Annotated in this window: 18 protein-coding genes; 7 read left to right on the top strand and 11 right to left on the bottom strand. The window is 68.7% G+C overall.

The features are described 5' to 3' along the window. The 5 genes from F9K34_RS10735 to F9K34_RS10715 all read right to left on the bottom strand — a co-directional run. A partial coding sequence (locus F9K34_RS10735) for an NAD(P)/FAD-dependent oxidoreductase (protein WP_291336962.1) occupies positions 1-897 on the bottom strand: 897 nt, incomplete at its 3' end. Positions 898-910: 13 nt separating this feature from the next. Further along, positions 911-1,633: an amino acid ABC transporter ATP-binding protein gene (locus F9K34_RS10730; protein WP_291336961.1), complete on the bottom strand. Its 723-nt coding sequence runs from the start codon at positions 1,631-1,633 to the stop codon at positions 911-913. Beyond that, positions 1,626-2,279, bottom strand: coding sequence for an amino acid ABC transporter permease (locus F9K34_RS10725; protein ID WP_291336960.1), 654 nt, complete (start codon positions 2,277-2,279; stop codon positions 1,626-1,628). Before F9K34_RS10725 ends, F9K34_RS10730 begins: the two co-directional genes overlap by 8 nt. A 9-nt stretch (positions 2,280-2,288) precedes the next feature. After that, positions 2,289-2,954: an amino acid ABC transporter permease gene (locus tag F9K34_RS10720; RefSeq protein WP_291336959.1), complete on the bottom strand. Its 666-nt coding sequence runs from the start codon at positions 2,952-2,954 to the stop codon at positions 2,289-2,291. Positions 2,955-3,020: 66 nt separating this feature from the next. Continuing rightward, positions 3,021-3,830 carry a transporter substrate-binding domain-containing protein gene (locus tag F9K34_RS10715; protein ID WP_291336958.1) on the bottom strand — a complete coding sequence of 270 codons (810 nt, stop codon included), beginning with the start codon at positions 3,828-3,830 and terminating at the stop codon, positions 3,021-3,023. 244 nt (positions 3,831-4,074) lie between these two features. Between F9K34_RS10715 and F9K34_RS10710 the strand changes: the two genes are divergently transcribed. Next, on the top strand, positions 4,075-5,106 hold the full coding sequence (locus tag F9K34_RS10710) for an Ldh family oxidoreductase (protein ID WP_291336957.1): 1,032 nt from the start codon (positions 4,075-4,077) through the stop codon (positions 5,104-5,106). A gap of 63 nt (positions 5,107-5,169) precedes the next feature. On the opposite strand, the gene F9K34_RS10705 is transcribed toward F9K34_RS10710, so the two are convergent. The 6 genes from F9K34_RS10705 to F9K34_RS10680 all read right to left on the bottom strand — a co-directional run bounded on the left by F9K34_RS10705 (position 5,170) and on the right by F9K34_RS10680 (position 12,140). Then, positions 5,170-6,132, bottom strand: coding sequence for a dihydrodipicolinate synthase family protein (locus tag F9K34_RS10705; protein ID WP_291336956.1), 963 nt, complete (start codon positions 6,130-6,132; stop codon positions 5,170-5,172). A 104-nt stretch (positions 6,133-6,236) separates the two neighbouring features. Continuing rightward, positions 6,237-6,944, bottom strand: coding sequence for a GntR family transcriptional regulator (locus tag F9K34_RS10700; RefSeq protein WP_291336955.1), 708 nt, complete (start codon positions 6,942-6,944; stop codon positions 6,237-6,239). Between the two features lie 143 nt (positions 6,945-7,087). Further along, complete coding sequence (locus F9K34_RS10695) at positions 7,088-8,446, bottom strand: FAD-binding oxidoreductase (RefSeq protein WP_291336954.1); 1,359 nt, start codon at positions 8,444-8,446, stop codon at positions 7,088-7,090. After that, complete coding sequence (locus tag F9K34_RS10690; RefSeq protein WP_291336953.1) at positions 8,443-9,606, bottom strand: alpha-hydroxy acid oxidase; 1,164 nt, start codon at positions 9,604-9,606, stop codon at positions 8,443-8,445. The genes F9K34_RS10695 and F9K34_RS10690 overlap by 4 nt, the downstream gene beginning before the upstream one ends. Then, positions 9,603-10,526: a dimethylarginine dimethylaminohydrolase family protein gene (locus F9K34_RS10685; protein ID WP_291336952.1), complete on the bottom strand. Its 924-nt coding sequence runs from the start codon at positions 10,524-10,526 to the stop codon at positions 9,603-9,605. Before F9K34_RS10685 ends, F9K34_RS10690 begins: the two co-directional genes overlap by 4 nt. 21 nt (positions 10,527-10,547) lie before the next feature. After that, positions 10,548-12,140, bottom strand: a complete 1,593-nt coding sequence (locus F9K34_RS10680) for an amidohydrolase (RefSeq protein ID WP_291336951.1) — start codon at positions 12,138-12,140, stop codon at positions 10,548-10,550. Positions 12,141-12,348: 208 nt separating this feature from the next. On the opposite strand from F9K34_RS10680, the gene F9K34_RS10675 reads away from it, so the two are divergent. The 6 genes from F9K34_RS10675 to F9K34_RS10650 form a co-directional block, all read left to right on the top strand. Beyond that, positions 12,349-13,233, top strand: a complete 885-nt coding sequence (locus tag F9K34_RS10675; RefSeq protein ID WP_291336950.1) for a LysR substrate-binding domain-containing protein — start codon at positions 12,349-12,351, stop codon at positions 13,231-13,233. Between the two features lie 100 nt (positions 13,234-13,333). Continuing rightward, positions 13,334-14,407 carry an ABC transporter ATP-binding protein gene (locus F9K34_RS10670; RefSeq protein ID WP_291336949.1) on the top strand — a complete coding sequence of 358 codons (1,074 nt, stop codon included), beginning with the start codon at positions 13,334-13,336 and terminating at the stop codon, positions 14,405-14,407. A 63-nt stretch (positions 14,408-14,470) separates the two neighbouring features. Then, entirely contained in the window at positions 14,471-15,586 is a 1,116-nt protein-coding gene (locus tag F9K34_RS10665; RefSeq protein WP_291336948.1) for an ABC transporter substrate-binding protein, read from the top strand. Positions 15,587-15,650: 64 nt separating this feature from the next. Further along, complete coding sequence (locus F9K34_RS10660; RefSeq protein WP_291336947.1) at positions 15,651-16,472, top strand: ABC transporter permease; 822 nt, start codon at positions 15,651-15,653, stop codon at positions 16,470-16,472. Next, positions 16,469-17,287, top strand: coding sequence for an ABC transporter permease (locus F9K34_RS10655; protein ID WP_291336946.1), 819 nt, complete (start codon positions 16,469-16,471; stop codon positions 17,285-17,287). The genes F9K34_RS10660 and F9K34_RS10655 overlap by 4 nt, the downstream gene beginning before the upstream one ends. 8 nt (positions 17,288-17,295) lie before the next feature. Continuing rightward, positions 17,296-17,775, top strand: a 480-nt coding sequence (locus tag F9K34_RS10650) for a thiamine pyrophosphate-binding protein (protein WP_291336945.1), incomplete at its 3' end; no start/stop codon positions are given.

The following is a 17,775-nucleotide window of genomic DNA, read 5'->3' as shown; positions in this document are numbered from 1 at the left end:
CGTCACGACGAAGCCGTGCCCCCCGAAGGTGATCTGCGTACGCAGGTCGAAGGCCGCCTGCGGCAGCGTGGTGTTGTAGCCGCGCTCCGTCTCCAGTGGCACCCGGTCGCCGAGCTGCGCCGCCATCCGCCGCGAATGGGCGCCTGCCGCCAGGACCACGCGCTCTGCCGTGCGCTCCGTCCCGTCGGCCAGCCGCAGCGCCACCCCGACCCCGGCGGGGCGGAGGCCCGCCACCTCGGCCCGCTCGATCCGTCCGCCTCCGGACAGGAACCGCTCGGCCAGGGCGAGGACGTAAAGCTTCGGGTCGGCGATGGAATACCAGCCGGGCGTGAAGGTGCCGTGGGTGAAGCGGGGGCTGAGGCCGGGCTGGATCTCCGCCATCCCCGCAGCGTCGAGATGCTGGAAGGCGATCCCGTGCTCCTCCCGCGCCTTCCAGCCGGCAAGCGAGGCACTGAATTCCGCCGCGCCCTCGTAGACCTGCAGGTTACCCTCCTTGCGCAGCATTCCACGCGTGCCGGTGGCTTCCATGAAGGGCTCGAGCTCGGCCTTCGAGAGGTCCATCAGCGCCGTCTGGGCGACGGTGGAGCGGCGCACCTGCCCGGGCGAACAGGCCCGCCAGAACCGGAACATCCACGGCGCGATCCTCGGCGCATAGGCCGGCGGCACGGTGAGCGGCCCGAGAGGGTCGATCAGCCACTTCGGCGCCTTGCGCAGGATGCCCGGCGAGGCCAGCGGCAGGATGTCGGTGAAGGCGAAGGCGCCTGCGGTGCCGGCCGAGGCCCCCGCAGCCGGTCCCTCGCGGTCGAGGACGGCGACGGCGTGCCCGCGCGCCTGCGCGGCCAGCGCGACGGACAGGCCGATGACCCCGGCCCCAACGACGATCACCTGCCTTGCCATTCCCGATCCGGTCTCAGTGCGTGGCCGCCAGGAACTTCCGCAGCTCCGGATCCTTCGGTGCCCCGAACAATTCTTCGGGCGGCGCGATCTCCGCCATCACGCCCTTGTCAAAAAATGCCACGCGGTCAGAAACTTCCCGGGCGAACTTCATTTCGTGCGTGACGCAGATCATGGTCATTCCCTCCGAGGCCAGCATCCTGAGCGTGTCCAGCACCTCACCCACGAGTTGCGGGTCAAGCGCCGAGGTCACCTCGTCGAAGAGCATGTAGTCCGGCGACATCGCGAGCGCCCGGGCGATGGCCATGCGCTGCTGCTGCCCGCCCGAGAGTCGCGAGGGATAGACGTTCAGCTTGTCGGACAGCCCGACATGCTTCAGTTGCCGGACCGCCTCGGCTTCGGCCTCGGCCTTGGACCGTTTCAGCACCTTCACCTGCGCCAGCATGACGTTCTCGACCACCGTGAGATGCGGGAAGGCGTTCCACTGCTGGAACACGATCCCGATCTTGCGGCGCAGCTTGTTGAGGTCCGTGGTCTTGGCGTGGACCTCGATCCCGTCCACGAGGATGCGTCCGGAATCGATCGGTTCGAGCCCGTTGATGCAGGTCAGGAGCGTCGACTTGCCCGAGCCCGACCCGCCGATGACGGTCAGCACCTCGCCCTTCTGCACGGTGAGGTTGATCCCCTTGAGCACTTCGAGCGGGCCGAAGGATTTGCGGACGTTCTCGATCTCAATCATTGGACCACCGTCTTTCGAGGTACCCGCCGAGCCGCGCGACGGGGAAGGAGATGACGAAGTAGAACAGGCCGCAGATCATCAGCAGGAACAACGGCTCCTGCAGGCGCGTGATCAGGATCTGGGTCGACTTCAGAAGCTCGACGACCTGGACGATGAACACCAGAGCCGAATCCTTCATGACGCCGAGCGCGAGGCCGATCCACGACGGCAGCGCGACCCGTGTCGCCAGCGGCAGCACGATCGAGCGCATGTCCTGCCCCCAGGTCATGCCGAGCGACCGCGCGGCTCGGCGCAGGGTCGTCGGCACCGACTCGATCCCGCCGCGCACGATCTCGGCGCAGTAGGCGGAGGTGTAGAGCGACAGCACCCCACAGGCGACCGTGAACCCCGAGATTCGGAAGCCGAGCACGGTCGTGACGAAGGCATTGGCCAGCACGAGCTGGATCAGCAGGGGGATGGAGCGGAAGATGTCCAGGACGAAGGTCAGCGGCGCCGCCCACCACGGCCCCACCTGGTAGCGGAAGACGCCGAAGAGGATGCCGAGGATCGTTCCGAGGAGCACCGAGATGCCGGTGACGATCAGCGTCATCCCCGCCCCCTTGGCGAGGAAGATGAGGTCGTTCGCGGTCAGTGCGGTGTCGAACATCGCGCCCCCTCAGTACCGGAAGAGCCGCGCCGCGAGCAGGCGCGCGGCGAGGGTGATCGCCTTGGTGATCAGGTAGAAGATCACCGCCGCGATGGCGAAGAGTTCGAAGGTGCGGAAGGTGCGGGCGTTCAGGTCGCTGGTCACGCCGTAAAGGTCGGTGTTCATCGCAACCACCGCTCCGAGCGAGGTCATCAGGATGGCCCAGACCATCTGGTTGGTCATCGGCAGGAACGAGATGCGCAGCATCTGCGGCATGACAACGTTGGCGAAGGCCTGTCCCGCGGACATGCCGAGCGAGCGGGCGGCGCGGGTCTGGGTGTCGGGGATCGCCTTCAGCGCGCCGCGGAAGTTCTCGGCCAGGTAGCCCGCGTTGTTGAAGGTGATGCCGATCAGCAGCGAGAGGTAGGGCGACAGATGGATGCCGAAGCTGCCGAGCCCGAAGTGGACCATGTAGATCTGGAAGAGCGCCGGCGTGTTCCGCGCGACCTCGACCCAGATGGTCGCCACCGCCGCGAGGACCCGCTGCCCCGACAGCCGGAACACGGTGAGGAAGATTGCGACCACTATTCCGACGGCCATCGAGAGGATGGCGATCTCCATCGTGACGAGCGCCCCTTCCAGCATCTGCGGAAGCGAGTTGAGCGCCTGTGCCCAGCGGAAGTTGTAGTTGAACATGACCGTGCCTGTCCGCGGACATGGGGTGATGCGGGATCATACCCGCATCACCCGGAGAAGCCTACCTCAGCGATAGACGCCCTTGACCGTGAGGTCGGCGGGCTCGCCCTCGCCGACCCACTTCTTGTAGAGTTCGGCATAGCGGCCCGTACGGACCTGCTGGTTGATGAACAGGTTCATGTAGTTGATCAGGCCGTACTCCTCGCGCAGCGTGATCAGCGCCACGTAGTCCGGCACCATCGGCGCCTTGTCGACGATCTTGATGCCGGGGAAGTTGCCGGATTTCACGTTGGCCTCGGCCACCTCGACGGTCGACACGGTGGCGTCGAGCTGACCCTGGCTCAGCGCCAGGAAGACGTCGGCCTGGTTCTGGTAGGGACGGAACTCGCCCTCGCCCCACTCCTTCACCTTGCCTTCGAGCCAGATCGCCTCGTAGGTGCCCGCGGTGGCGCCCACGACCTTGCCCTTCATGCCTTCCCAGTTGCTCATCTCGACCTTCTCGTTGGCCACGACGGCGTTCTCGAAGGAATAGTAGGGGATCGTGAAACCGACCGTCTTCGCCCGCTCGAGCGTGTCCGAGGTGGAGGCGACGGCAACGTCGACCGAGCCGGACATCAGCGCCGGAATCCGCTCCGGGAAGGTGGTTTCCACCACCTCGGCCGTGACGCCGAGCGCCGCGGCAAGGTCGCTGCAATAGTCGACGTCGAAACCGATCGGGTTGTTCTGCGCATCGCGCGAGCCCATCGGCGGGAAGTCGAGCACGACGGCGCAACGCAGCGTGCCGGAAGCGATGATGTCGTCGAGCTTGTCGGCCTGCGCAGGCAGGGCGACAGCCGTCGCGGCGACGGCCCAAGCGGCAAGGATGGATGTTCTCATGGTTCACTCCCTGGGTTGAAGATTATGATTCCCACTTGTTCCGACTATCCCGCCTGAGCCGGCACAAATCAATCGAATTATACAAGAATTATACAAGACAGCCGCCCTGCCCGGCGTGACGGCCCCGCGTCGCCCTCCGTTCCGGGGCCGCCGCCTTCGGTTTTCGGAACAGACTTGCCCGATTGTGCACATGATGTATGCAGTAGGCTGACCACTCCCTTGTGACGGCAGCAGGAGGCAACGCATGAGCCAGACACTCTCCATCCCGGCACTTCAGGCACGGGTCGAGGCGATCCTGATGCGCGCCGGGATGAACGACCAGCAATCGTCCGCGCTCGCCCGCGTGATCACTGCGGGCGAACGCGACGGCTGCAAGTCGCATGGCATCTACCGCATCGAGGGCAGTCTGCGCACGCTCAAGGCCGGCAAGGTCCGCGGTGACGCCCGACCCGAGATCCTGCCCTCGGTGAGCCGGGGAATCGTCAGGGTCGATGCGCGCGGCGGCTTCTCCAACCCGGCCTTCGAGATCGGTCTGCCGCTCTTGGCCGAGCGTGCGCGGGACCTCGGGCTCGCGGCGCTCGTGGTCAACGACTGCACCCATTTTGCCGCGCTCTGGCCGGAGGTGGAGGCGGTCACCGACCGGGGACTGGCGGCACTGGTGATGTGCCCGAGCTATGCCTCGGTCGCGCCCGCGGGCGGGAAGAGCCCGCTCCTCGGCACCAATCCCATCGCCTTCGGCTGGCCCCGCCCCGGACGGCCGCCCTATGTCTTCGACTTCGCCACCTCGGTCGTGGCGCGCGGCGAGATCGAACTGCACCGCCGCGCCGGACGGGCCCTGCCCGAGGGCTGGGCCATCGACGACGCCGGGCAGCCGACGACCGACCCAGCCGCCGCGCTTGCCGGCGCCATGCTGCCCTTCGGCGGCCACAAGGGCTCGGCCATCGGCACGATGATCGAGCTTCTCGCCGGCGTGATGATCGGCGACCTGACCAGCCCCGAGGTACTCGACGTCCTCGGGACCACGACGCTCGCGCCGATGCACGGCGAACTGATCCTCGCGCTGTCGCCGGCGGCCTTTGCCGCCGGACGCGAGGGTGACCCCTTCGCCCGGGCCGAGCGGCTCTTCGAGGCGATCAAGGGCCAGGGCGCCCGCCTGCCCTCCGAGCGCCGGTTTGCCGCCCGCGCCCGCGCCCTGAGCGACGGCGTCACCCTGACCGACGCCGAGGCGAAGCAGCTCGACCGGCTTCTCGCCCACGGACTTGACGCAGTGGACTGACGCAGGGGAACCGGGACGGCCTCCCCCTCCCGCGCGGGAGGGGGCCCGGGCACTGCGACGGGGTCAGGCCCGGTACTTCTGCACCGCGCCCGGCAACTTGCTCCACTCCGCATACCAGGTCCGGAACTGACGGAACTGGGTTTCCGCCCAGACGCGCTGGCTCGGCATCAGTTCGTCGGTCGGGTTGAAGTGCAGCGTGTATTCGCGGTCGCCCTGAAGCACCATCATGTGCTTGTAGTAGAGCACGAGGTCGGTCCCCTCGTCCCAGGAGGACAGCACCTCCAGCGCCTCGCCGAGTTCGCGCGCGCGCTGACGGGCGTCCAGATCACCGGTTGCCGCCGCCTTGGCGAGCGCCACGAAATGCAGGATCTCCTTCGGGAGGACGTTGCCGATGCCGGTGATCGTTCCCGTCGCGCCGCATTTCACGTAGCCGTGGTAGACCCCGGTATCGACGCCCGCCATCAGGATGACGCTGTCATCGGCGCTGGTGATCTGTTCGGCGGCATAGGTCATCGCCTTCGCGCCGCCGAACTCCTTGAAGCCGACGAGGTTCGGATGCTCCGCGCGGAGCGCGAAGAAGAGATCGGCCTTGGTCTCGAACCCGTAGTAGGGGCTGTTGTAGATGACCGCCGGCAGGTCGGGTGCCGCCGAGAGGATCGCCTTGAAATGGTGGCGCTGCGCGACGGGCGAGTTGCCGCGCGACAGGACCCGCGGGATCACCATGAGGCCCGCGGCCCCGACCTTCTGCGCATGCGCGGCATGGGCCACCGCCGCGGCGGAGTTCACCGCGCCGGTGCCGACGATCACGGGATAGCCGGCCTGCACCAGCCGCTCGACGCCCTCCATCCGCTGCGCGTCGGTCAGGAGCGGCCAGTCCCCCATAGAGCCGCAGTAGACGACCGCCGACATGCCGGCTGCGATGAGCTCTCCGGCCTTGCGGACGAGCGCATCGAAGTCGGGCGTCCGATCCGCCCTGCAGGGCGTCATCAGCGCGGGGATAACCCCAGTGAAAATCGCGGTGTCCATCATGCGGCTCCCTATCCAGCGGGTTCGGCGCGGTCACAGCGGCCGCCGAATCTGTGGTCATATTAGTCGTTGCATTTTATTTGTCGACAAAAACCGGACACCGGTCAGAGCGCGATGTCCTGTCTCTGGTCGCGCGCCACGAAGGCCTGGATCTGCCGGACGATCTGATCCGCATGGGCGCGCGCGAGCCGGTCGCAGAGATCGATGTCGCGGGCCGCGATGGCCGCAATGATCCCGTCATGCTCGGTGGCGTATTCCTGCGGCAGCCGATCGTCGAAGGACTGGTAGTAGAGCCTGAAGATGCGCCGCCCCTCGTCGAGGAGCCGCAGGAAGAGGCCGGTGAAATAGGGATTGCGCCCCGCAACGGCAATCGCCGCATGGAAGTCGCGGTTGGCCGCAATCATCGACAGGGCATCCTCCGCGGCAACGGCGGCGACAAAACGGGCCTGGTGCCTGCGGATGTCCGCGAGGTCCGCAGGTCGGTGGTATTGCCCGGCGAGCCGGGTCGTCACGCGGTACATCAGCGTGATCGCATCGAAGAACGTATGCAGGTTCACGAAGTCGATGTTAGAGACGATGGTGGAGCGGTTCGGCAGGTTCTCGACCAGCCCCTCCCCCGCGAGGCGGACGAGCGCCTCGCGGATCGGCGTGCGCGACATGCCGAACCTCTCGGCGAGCTGGACCTCGTCGACCGGGCTGCCCGGTGGCAGCGAGAGGTCGATGATCTCGTCCCGCAGGAGTTCATAGACGATCCTGACGCCGGAGCCGCGCTTGCGCGCCGACTGGGCATCGCGTTCGCTTTCCGTATCCACGCGCCGCTCTCCTGTCACTCGTTGAACATCTTGTCGACAGAGAGGGTTAAACGGTCCCTACGCACATTTCAACCGCCACGGGCGCGGTCCGCTCCGCCCGGCGGTTTCGCGTTCCGTGCGACGCCGGCCAGCGCCGAAAGCGGTCAGCGTGGAAGCACCTTGCCCGGGTTGAGGATGAAATGCGGGTCGAGCGCGGCCTTGATCGCGCGCATCGCGGCGATCTCGGTCGGGCTGCGCGAGTGATCGAGCCAATCTCGCTTCAGCGTGCCGATCCCGTGTTCGGCCGAGACCGAGCCGCCAAACTCGCGCACGAGGCCATAGGCGATCCCGTCGACAGCGTGGTCCGCATCCCCGGCCCCGCCCGGCACGGCCACCGCGACATGCAGGTTGCTGTCGCCGACATGGCCGAAGAACGAGACATGCGCGCCCGGGAAGCGCGCCAGCACCGCCTCGCGGCAGGCCCGGGCGAAATCGTCGAGCCGCCCGACCGGCATCGAGACGTCGAGATTGATCATCCCCGGCAGGTGCGCATCCATCGCATGGCCCTCGCGCACCGTCCAGAAATCGCGGGCCTCGGCCTCGGTCTGGGCGACGAGCGCGTCGGCGACGAGTTCGGCCTCGTAGGCCTGCGCGAGGAAGGCTTCCAGCACGGGCGTGTCGGCCTGCGCCTCGACGATCACCGCGAACGCCGGCGGGTCGGGAAAGAGGCGGAGGCCGGCGAGCGACTGGTTCAGCGCGAAATAGTCGCGCCACATCGCCTCGAAGGCGGAAAGCCCCGGCAGGTCCGCCCGGGCAAGGGCGAGGAAGGCCAGCACATCTCCGTAGGTTTCTAGCGCGCAGAGCGCCGTCGCCCTTGCGCGCGGCAGAGGCCGCAGCCGGAACACCGCGCGGGTGACGATGCCCAGGGTGCCCTCCGACCCCGCGAAGAGGTGCCGCAGGTCGTAGCCGGTGTTGTTCTTCACCATCTTGCCGAGGTTCGTGAGCACGCTGCCGTCGGCCAGCACCACCTCGAGTCCGAGGACGTTGTCGCGGGTCATGCCGTCGCGGATCACCCGGAGCCCGCCGGCATTGGTGGCGATGTTCCCGCCCACGGTGCAGCTTCCCCGCGCGCCGAGATCGACCGGGAACAGGAACCCCGCCTCTGCCGCCGCCTCCTGCGCGGTCTGGAGAATGGTCCCGGCCTTCAGCGTCATCGTCGCCGCGCCGCGGTCGATCTCCTCGATCCCGGCCAGCCGCTGGAGCGACAGCGCGATGTCGTCGGCACGCGGATTGGCGCCGCCGGCAAGGCCGGTGAGGCCGCCCTGCGGCACCACCGTCTGGCCTGCCGCGTGGCAGAGCGCCAGCGCTTGCGACACTTCCTCGACCGAGGCAGGTCGCAGGAGCGCCCGTGGCAGCGCGCGCCCGCTGCGGCTCGCGTCGCTCCGCGCCGCCTCGGGCACCCGGTCGCCGGTCAGGCATCCCTGCGGACCGAGCAGCGCGGCAAGCTCGTCAAGAAGCGTCATCCGTCCTCTCCCCGCCAGAAACAGCCGCGCAGGTCCGTCAGCCGCGCGCAGCCAAGCTGCACCATCGCGGTCTCAAGCTCCGCCCGGAGGACGGCGATCAGGTGCCCCGGGCCCCGCGCCCCCAGCGCCGCCGCCGCGTGAAGGAACGGTCGCCCGACCAGCACCGCGTCGGCCCCGAGCGCGACCATCCGCGCCATGTCGAGGCCCGAGCGCACGCCGCCGTCGGCGAGGATCAGCGCCCCCTCCCCCAGCCGCGCGCGGATCCCGGGAAGGACCTGCGGCGCGGTCGGCGCGGCATCGAGCTGACGACCGCCGTGGTTCGAGACGACGATGCCGTCGGCGCCGAGCGACAGTGCCAGGTCGGCGTCCGCGACCGAAAGCACACCCTTGACGATCAGCTTGCCCGGCCAGGCGGCGCGGATGCGCGCCAGCCGGTCGGGGGTGATGTGGCCGGTCATCATCCGCCCGAGGAACTCGGCGGCCGCGTCGAGCCCGCCGCCCCTGGGGTAGTAGCGCGAGAAGTTCTCGAAGTCCGGGATGCCGCGCCCGGCCATGCCGAAGGCCCAGGCGGGACGGACGGCGATCTCTGCCAGCATCCTCGGCCCGATCCGCGGCGGCACGACGAGCCCGCTGCGCATGTCGCGGCGCCGGCGGGTCGCGCCCGGAATGTCGACGGTGACCATGATCCCCGGATAGCCGGCCGCCCGCGCCCGGGCGATCATGTCCGCCTCCATGCCCGGATCGGCGGGCGGGTAGAGCTGGAACCAGCCGCCCGGCCCGGCAAGGGGCGCGATCGTCTCCATCGCGGTCGTCGCATAGGTCGACAGCACATGCCCGATGCCCGCCGCCGCGGTGGCGCGCGCGATGACCGGCTCGCAGCCCGGCCAGATCAGCCCGCCGAGGCCGAGGGGGGCGACCGCGAAGGGCGCGGACCAGACCGCGCCCGCCACCGTCACCTTGGTATCCGGCACGCTGTCCGCGACCAGATAGCGTGGCATCAGCCGCACGGCCCTGAGTTCGGCGATGTTGCGCGCCGCCGCGTCCTCGGGCCCGATGCCGCCTTCGACATAGTCGCGGACGAATCCCGGCATCCGCCGCAGCGCGGCGGCTTCCATCGCCGCCGCGTCGGGAAACCGCCGGTCGAGCCGGGGGTCGGTCACGGCACCCGCTTCAGCGCCTGCGCCATGCAGTGGATGCCGCCGCCGGTCTTGGAAATCTCCGACATGTCGACGGCCGCCACCTCGAAGCCGCGCGCCTTCAGCTGGCCGATCAGCGTCTTCGACGAGGTCGGCGCGATCACCCGGTCGCCGCCCAGCGACATGAAGTTGCAGCCGAGCGCCATGGTGTCCTGGAACGGCACGTCGATGATCTCGTGCCCCTTCGCCTTCAGCCAGTCGACGATGCCGGGTTCGGTGCAGGCAAGGCAGACGGCGGTCAGCTTCGGCGCGACCGGCACCACCATCAGGTCGATATGCACATAGTATTCGTCGATGAACGCCAGCCGGGTTTCCCAGCCCTCCCGGTCGAACCAATCCTTGACCTGCCGCGCGCCTTCCTCCTGGGTGCGGGCGCCGCCGCAGCCGATCAGCACGCAGCCTTCCTCGATCACGTTGAAATCGCCGCCCTCGAAGGTACCGGCGGTGACCATGTCGTAGATCGGGATGCCGAGCGCCTCATAGGTGCGGATCGCGGCATAGTTCTCGCCGCGCCGCCACCAGTTGGCCATCGCGGTGATGAAGGCGCCGTAAGGGGTCATCACGCTCGAATCGCGGGCATAGACCTGCATCGGCAGTTCCGGGGTCGGCTCGTGCATGTGGACCCTGACGCCGAAATGCTCGTAGGCGGCGACCAGTTCCTTGTGCTGGGCCTGCGCGGCCTGGATGTTGCAGGGCGCCTCGCGCAGGTGCTTGCGCGACAGCGAACTGGTGGAGAGGTGGCGCAGATGCGCCGGACTGCCGAGCAGCACGTCGGTCAGCCGGTCGGTCTCGTTGCGGAACCCCCAGCCTGTCAGGGGCTTGGTGCTGCCGTTCGGGTTGCGGCGGCGCAGGCTGAAGGGCTCGGAGCGGGCAGGTGCGTTCATCGGGGCTCTCCTTGTCAGGGTTCAGGCGCCGGGCATGGCGGAGGGGATCCACCAGTCGCGTCCGCGCGGGGTCGTCACGTATTCGGGCCAGCGGAAATGGATGGGCGGGTCATAGTCGCATTGCGGCGCCAGCCAGGCGCTGCCGCCGATGCCCCCGCCGGTCCTGTCGCGGAACTCTTCCATCGCCGCGTCGCGTGCCGCGGGGTCCTCCAGAAGCCGGAGCGCCGACAGCGCGAGGATCTTCGCCGCCGTCTGCACCATCGGGTCGATGGTGGCCGGAATGCCGCCCAGCGCGTTCATCACCCAGGCCGGATAGGCATAGCCATCGGGGCCGCGCAGCGCCGGCCGGGCCACGTAGAACCGCGCCGTCGGCGCGTGCCAGCACATGTCGGTATAGTCGTCCGAGGTGGAATGGGTCTGGCTGGGCGGCAGGTCGCGCCGCAGGATCGCCTCGGCCGCCTCGGGGGCGATCAGGTCCGACATCTGCGGGATGAAAGGGTCATCCATCGGCTGAAGGCCAAGGTTCGCCTGAATCTCGCGGGCGACGCGCCTCGCATCCGCGCCCCAGACCGGCGCGCCCACTGCCTGCATCGCCTCCCAGACGGTGCGGGCGATGGCGTGGTTGGCCAGGCCGGGGCGCGACTTCGCCACCCAGTGGCGTTCCCAGCGGCAGCCGGTCATCGCCGCCGCCGCCGCGGCGTTGCGGTCGAGAACCGCCGTCACCTGTTCGGCCATGGCGATCGTCGGCACCCGCATCATGTACTGGATTTCGGCCAGGCCAGCGGGCAGGTTGTCGGCCGTCGCCTGCCCGGCGGTCAGGATCGCCTCGGAGATAGACCAGCCGCCCTGATGCGGCAGCATCGAATCGCGCAAGCTTTTCGAGGTCATGAACATGATGTTGAGCGCGTCGTTCGCCCCCGGCGCCCGGACCGCGCTGTGCGCCTGCGGGATCGGTGCGCCGTCGTGCCGGCCCCAGCCCTCGGGCGCGTCGCAGATGAAGCGGTAGATCATCGACCAGCCGGCGCCGCAATGCGTGTCCCAGCGGACCGTGTTGCACATGGGCAGCATGTAGAACGGGTGGAAGGACAGGATCGCCGCCAGCCCGTCGTAATAGCCCTTCGCGGCATGGATGGGCTTCGATCCGCGCACCTTTTCCGCCGGCTCGCCGGTAAAGCGCAGGCCGCCGCGCAGCCCATGCTTCTCCATCGCCGCCTTGGTGGCCAGAAGGCCGCCAAGGCCGGCCATGCCCAGCCCCGAATGCGGATCGGTATGGCCGCCCGCCTGATAGCCCAGCCCCGCACGCGGCTCGCGCCGGGTGGCGGCGACCTGGCAATTGCCGGGGATGCCGTCATATTCGGCATACATGCCGATCACGGGACCGGACCCGTTCGACCATTCGGCGCAGAAGGCGGTGGGCATCCCGCCCGAGCCTTCCTCGACCGTGAAGCCCTCGGCCCGGAGCCGCGCGACATACCAGGCGGCCGAGCGGTATTCGCGCCAGGCGGTCTCGCCGTGGTCGAAGATCGTCGCGCACCATGCCGAAAGGTCGGCGGCGCGCAGGGCGACATGGTCAAGGGCCGTCGTCTGCGCGGCGGACAGGGGCGGAACGCTCACAATGGGCCTCCTCGTCGTCGGGGTGCGGTGTCGGGACGGATGCCATACGGATGCCATGCGCGAACCCGGCACATGCAATACATGGCTACACGGCCCCGCCGCCGGTACGAAAGTGAAACCTTTTCCCGGTCTCGGCAAACGGATTTCACCTAAGCTGGCGCTCCGCCCCGGCGGCGGCTAGGATGGCGCATCGGCAGAAGGGCGGCCCATGTCTCGCATCCCCTCGACGCAGGCGCTTCGCGCGCTCGAAAGCTTCGCCCGCCACGGCACCGTCTGGCAGGCGGCGGACGAACTGCACCTGACCCGCAGCGCCGTCAGCCACCAGCTTCGCCTCCTGGAGCGCGACCTCGGCTTCCGTCTGATGAACCGTGTCGGAACGCGGGCGGAGTTGACGCCGCAGGGCAAGGCCTATGCCGAGGATGTGCGCCGCGCGTTGTCGGTGATCGCCGGATCGGCCTCGCGGCAGGCGGGGCGCGGGGTCACCGGGACGCTGACCGTCAGCTGCCCGCCCGGCTTCGCCTCGTCCTGGCTTTGCCCCAAGGTCGGCCGCTTCCGCGAGACCTGCCCCGACGTTGTGCTCTCGCTGGTGACGCCGCGGCGGCTCGACGATGTCAGCAACCCCGACGTCGATCTCTTCATCGCCTTCGGCCTTGGCAACCAGCCCGACATGGAGGTCGAGCTTCTGAAGCGGGTGGAGTTCACCCCGCTCTGCAGCCCCGCGCTTCTGAACCGGCTGGACGGCCTGCCGGACCTTGCCGGCGTGCTGCAGGCCAATCTGCTGCACCTGACAGATTTCGAGGACTGGATAACCTGGTTCCGCCTCGCCGGCCTGCCGGAAGAGGCGGCGCGGACGGGCCAGCGGTTCTCCGACATGAACCTCGTCTATGCGGCCACCCTCGCGTCGCAGGGCATGTCGATGGGCGACGAGTTCATCTGCCACGAGGCGATGGCGCAGGGCATCCTCGTCCGGCCCTTCGACCTCGCCATCCGCTCGCCGCGGTCGTATTACCTCGTGGTGCCGCCGGAAAAGGCCGCCAACCCCGCCGTCGCCGCCTTCCGGAGCTGGATGGCCGACGAGCTGCCGATGGCCTGAGGGGGGCACATCGGCAAGTTTCGTTTGCCGATGCCGCGAAAACATTTCGTTTGTCGCCAGAGAACCGGACCCCTAGCATTGGCGCGTGTCGGAGGTGTCCATGCAGGCAAGACCCAAAGCCGCAGAGATCGGTGCGACCGGGATCGGGAAGGACTTCGGAGAGTTCACCGCGCTGGCGGACATCACCCTGACCGTCGGCCGGGGGGAGTTCCTGACGCTTCTCGGCCCGTCCGGGTCGGGCAAGACGACGTTCCTCATGATCCTCTCCGGATTCGAGGCGCCGACGGCCGGGCGGCTGACGCTCGACGGGCGCGACATGACCCGGACGCCGGCGGAGGAGCGCGCCTTCGGCATGGTGTTCCAGGGCTATGCGCTCTTCCCCCACATGACCGTGGAGGAGAACATCGCCTTCCCGCTGAAAGTGCAGAAACGGTCCGCCGCGGAGGTGAAGCGGCGGGTCGCCGAGATCGTCGAGATGGTGGGCCTGGGGGGGCACGGGCACAAGCGGCCGTCGGGCCTTTCGGGCGGCCAGCAACAGCGCGTCGCCCTGGCCCGCGCGCTGGTCTACGAGCCGCCGGTCCTCCTCCTTGACGAACCCTTCTCGGCGCTCGACAAGAACCTGCGCGGTCAGATGCAGGAAGAGATGCGGCGCCTGCACCGCGAGACGGGCACCACATTCGTCTTCGTCACCCACGACCAGTCGGAGGCGCTGGCGCTGTCGACCCGCGTCGCCATCTTCGAGAAGGGCCGGTTGCAGCAACTTGCCGCGCCGCGCGAGGTCTACGAACGCCCCGCCAACCGCTTCGTTGCCGAATTCCTCGGCGAGATCAACATCCTGCCCCTGTCCGGAGCCTCTTCGGACGGCGCCGGAGGCGGCGGGCAGTTCGAGGGGCAGGCGCTTCGCGCGACCGCCACCGACCATGTCGGCACCACGAGCCTCGCGGTCCGGCCCGAATACATGCGCCTGCACCTGTCGCGGCCCGAGACGGGAAACGCCGTCGCGGCGCGGCTGGATCACCTGACCTACCTTGGCGCCGAGACCCGGCTGGCGCTCGTCACGCCGGGCGGCGCCGATCTGACGCTGCTCTTGCCCACGGCCGAGCTTCCGGCGGGGCTGGAGTCCGGCACGCCCGTCTGGGCCGGCTGGTCGGAAACGCGCGGTTTCCTGCTGTGACCGCACCGCCCGGCCTGCCCCGGGCGGTGCACCTGAAACGACAATGACAACCGGGAGATGACGATGCACGAACACTTTCTGAAAGATCAGGTCGAAATCCTGAAACTGCGCGCGGCGCGCGGCGAGATTTCGCGCCGCGGCTTCATGCAGGCCACCGCCGCCCTTCTCGGCACGACCGCGCTTGGCCTGCGCGGCACGGCGGCCTTCGCCCAGGGCGGCGAGCTGGTCTTCGTCAACTGGGGCGGCGACGCGGGTGCCGCCTATGACGAAGCCTATGGCAAGCCCTTCCTGGCGGAGGCCGGCGTCACTGTGAAGCAGGACGGCTCGGGCCCGACCGAGGGCGCGATCGCGGCGCAGTTCGAAAGCGGCAAGCCCGCCTGGGACATCGTGGACGCAGACCCCTTCTCGGCCGAGGCACTGGGCAAGAAGGGCATGATGGAGCCCATCGACTACGCCGTCGTGGACAAGGCCAAGATGCGCGAGGGCTTCGGCTGGGAATACTCGGCATCGAGCTACTTCTACTCCTACATCATCGCCTACGACGCGACGAAGTTCGGGGACAACCCGCCGAAGGGCATGGCCGACTTCTTCGACGTCGAGAAGTTTCCCGGAAAGCGTGCGCTCTACAAATGGGGCACGGGGATGTGGGAGGCCGCGCTTCTGGCCGACGGCGTGGCGCCGGACCAGCTCTATCCGCTCGACCTCAAGCGGGCGCATGACAAGATCGCGGCCTTCAAGGGCAACGTCGTCGCCTACTGGGGCGGCGGATCGGAGAGCCAGTCGCTGCTCCTGAACGGCGAGGCGTCGATGGCGCTGGTCTGGTCGACCCGCGCCAGGCTGATCGAGACAGACTCGGGCGGCGACGTGAAGTTCATCTGGGACCAGGGCCTGATCGCGCCGGGCGCGATGGCGGTGATCAAGGGCAATCCCGGCGGCAAGGACACCGCGATGAAGTTCATCGCCTCGGCGCAGGACCCGGCCAAGCAGGTGATCATGTTCAACATGCTGGGCCAGGGGCCGGCGAACCCCGCCGCCGACGCGCTGCTGCCGCCCGAGGACGCGCGCTTCAACCCGGTGGACCCGGCCAACTTCGCGCTGCAGATCCCGCTCGACATGCCGTGGTACGAGACCAACTACGGCCCGGCGCTGGACGAATACCTCAAGATCATCTCGGCCTGATCCGGCGCCGCCCCCGTCCCTGCCCCGTGCCGGTCACGGGGGCGGCTATTCCCGAAAGACGCCCATGAGCCAGCCTTCACGCTTCCTCCTCCTGATCGGCCCCCTGCTGCTGTTCCTGGCGGCGACCTACCTCGTGCCGTTCCTCGGCGTGATGCGCTGGAGCGTGACGCTGCCCGAGCCGGGGCTCGGGCAATACCGGACGGCGCTCGGCGACCCGCTGGTGCTCACGGTCTTCTGGCGGACGCTGCGCATCTGCGCGGTGGTGACGGTGTCCGCCGTGGCGGCGGCCTATGTCATCACCCTGCTCTGGGTGCGGGGCAGCGCGGTGCAGCGCCTCGTCGTCGAACTTTGCATCCTGATCCCGTTCTGGATCTCGGTCCTGACGCGCGCCTTCGGCTGGCTCGCGCTCCTGTCGAACAAGGGGTTGATCAACGGCTGGCTTCAGTCGCTCGGCCTCTTGTCCGAGCCGCTGACGCTCGTCCGCAACGAATTCGGCGTCATCGTCGGGATGACGCATTTCCTGATCCCCTTCGCGGTGTTCCCGCTGGCCTCGGCCATGCGCAGCGTGGACGAACGTGTGCTGATGGCGGCCCGCGGCATGGGCGCGGGCCGGGCGCGGATCTTCTGGCAGGTGTTCGTGCCGATGACCAAGCCCGGCATCCTCGGCGCGGGCCTGGTGGTCTTCGTCTTCGCGCTCGGCTTCTTCGTCACCCCGGCAATCCTTGGCGGCGGCAGGAGCGTGATGGTGGCCGAACTCATCTACCTGCGCATCTTCCAGAGCCCCGACTGGGGGCTGGGCGCGGCGATCAGCGTGATCCTGATGCTGGCGGTCGGCGTCCTTCTCGCGGCGATGATGCGGCAGGTCCGGCAGGGGGCGTCGAAATGAACGTGCTGCGCCCCGGACCCCTGGCCGCGACGCTGGCCCTGCTGGTCGCGGTCTTCCTGATGATGCCGCTTGTCGCGGTGATCCCGGTCAGCTTCACGCCGACCCGCTATCTGTCCGTGCCCGATGCCGAATGGTCGCTGCGCCACTACCGGGCGCTGGTCGAGAACCCGGCCTGGGCGGAAGGAGCCTGGCTGTCGATCCGCATCGGTGTGGTGGCCGCGCTCGTGGCGACGGGGCTCGCGCTCATGTTCAGCCTGGGCATCTGGATGCTCCAGCCGCGCTTCGCCGGGCTGCTGATGGGCTTGGCGCTCCTGCCGATGGTGGCGCCGCCGGTCGTCTCGGCGCTGACGCTCTACTTCTTCCTCATCACGCTCAGCAAGGTGAACAGCGTCGTCGCCTACGACACCTGGGCGGGGGTGGCGCTGGCCCACGCGGTGATGATCGCGCCCTTCGCGGTGGTGCTGATCTCGGTCGCGCTGGCACAGGTGGACCGGCGCATCGACCTTGCCGCGCGCAGCATGGGCGCCGGTCTCTGGACGCGGATCGGCCGGGTGATACTGCCCAACATCCGCTTCGGCATCCTCACGGCGCTCTTCCTCACCTTCGTGCTGTCATGGGAGGAGATCGGCGTGACGCTCTTCATCACCTCGGTCGATGCGGTGACGCTGCCGCGGCTGATGTGGATGGGGCTGCGCGACAACATCGATCCGGCCATCGCGGCGATCTCGGTCGTGCTGATCGTCGTCGTCGTGACCGTGGTCCTGGCAAGGACGGCGGTGGCGCGCAGCCGCGCGCGGCGGCAGGCAAGGGCATAGGGCGGACCATGGACATCAGCACCGGCGTGTATCTCACGCATCTCCTGCGCACCTATGGGGTGGATACGGTATTCGGCATCCCGGGCGTCCATACGATCGAGCTATACCGGGGGCTGGCGGGCAGCGGCATCCGCCATGTCACGCCGCGCCACGAACAGGGCGCGGGCTTCATGGCCGACGGCTATGCGCGCGCCAGCGGCCGGCCCGGCGTGTGCTTCATCATCTCGGGGCCCGGGATGACCAATATCGTCACCGCGATGGGGCAGGCTTACGCGGATTCGGTGCCGATGCTGGTGATCTCGACGGTCAACGCCCATGGGCGGATGGGGTCGGGCGAGGGCTGGCTGCATGAACTGCCGGACCAGCAGGCGCTGGTCGCGGGCGTCGCCGCCTTCAGCCGGACCGTCCACCGGCCCGAGGAACTGGCGACGGTGCTGGCGCAGGCTTTCGCCCTGTTCGACGGGGCGCGGCCGCGGCCGGTGCATATC

The organism is Albidovulum sp. (assembly GCF_008933605.1).
Taxonomy (GTDB): domain Bacteria; phylum Pseudomonadota; class Alphaproteobacteria; order Rhodobacterales; family Rhodobacteraceae; genus Albidovulum.
The sequence above is the reverse complement of the archived record's forward strand: the minus strand, read 5'-3'. Positions and strand labels throughout refer to the sequence as shown.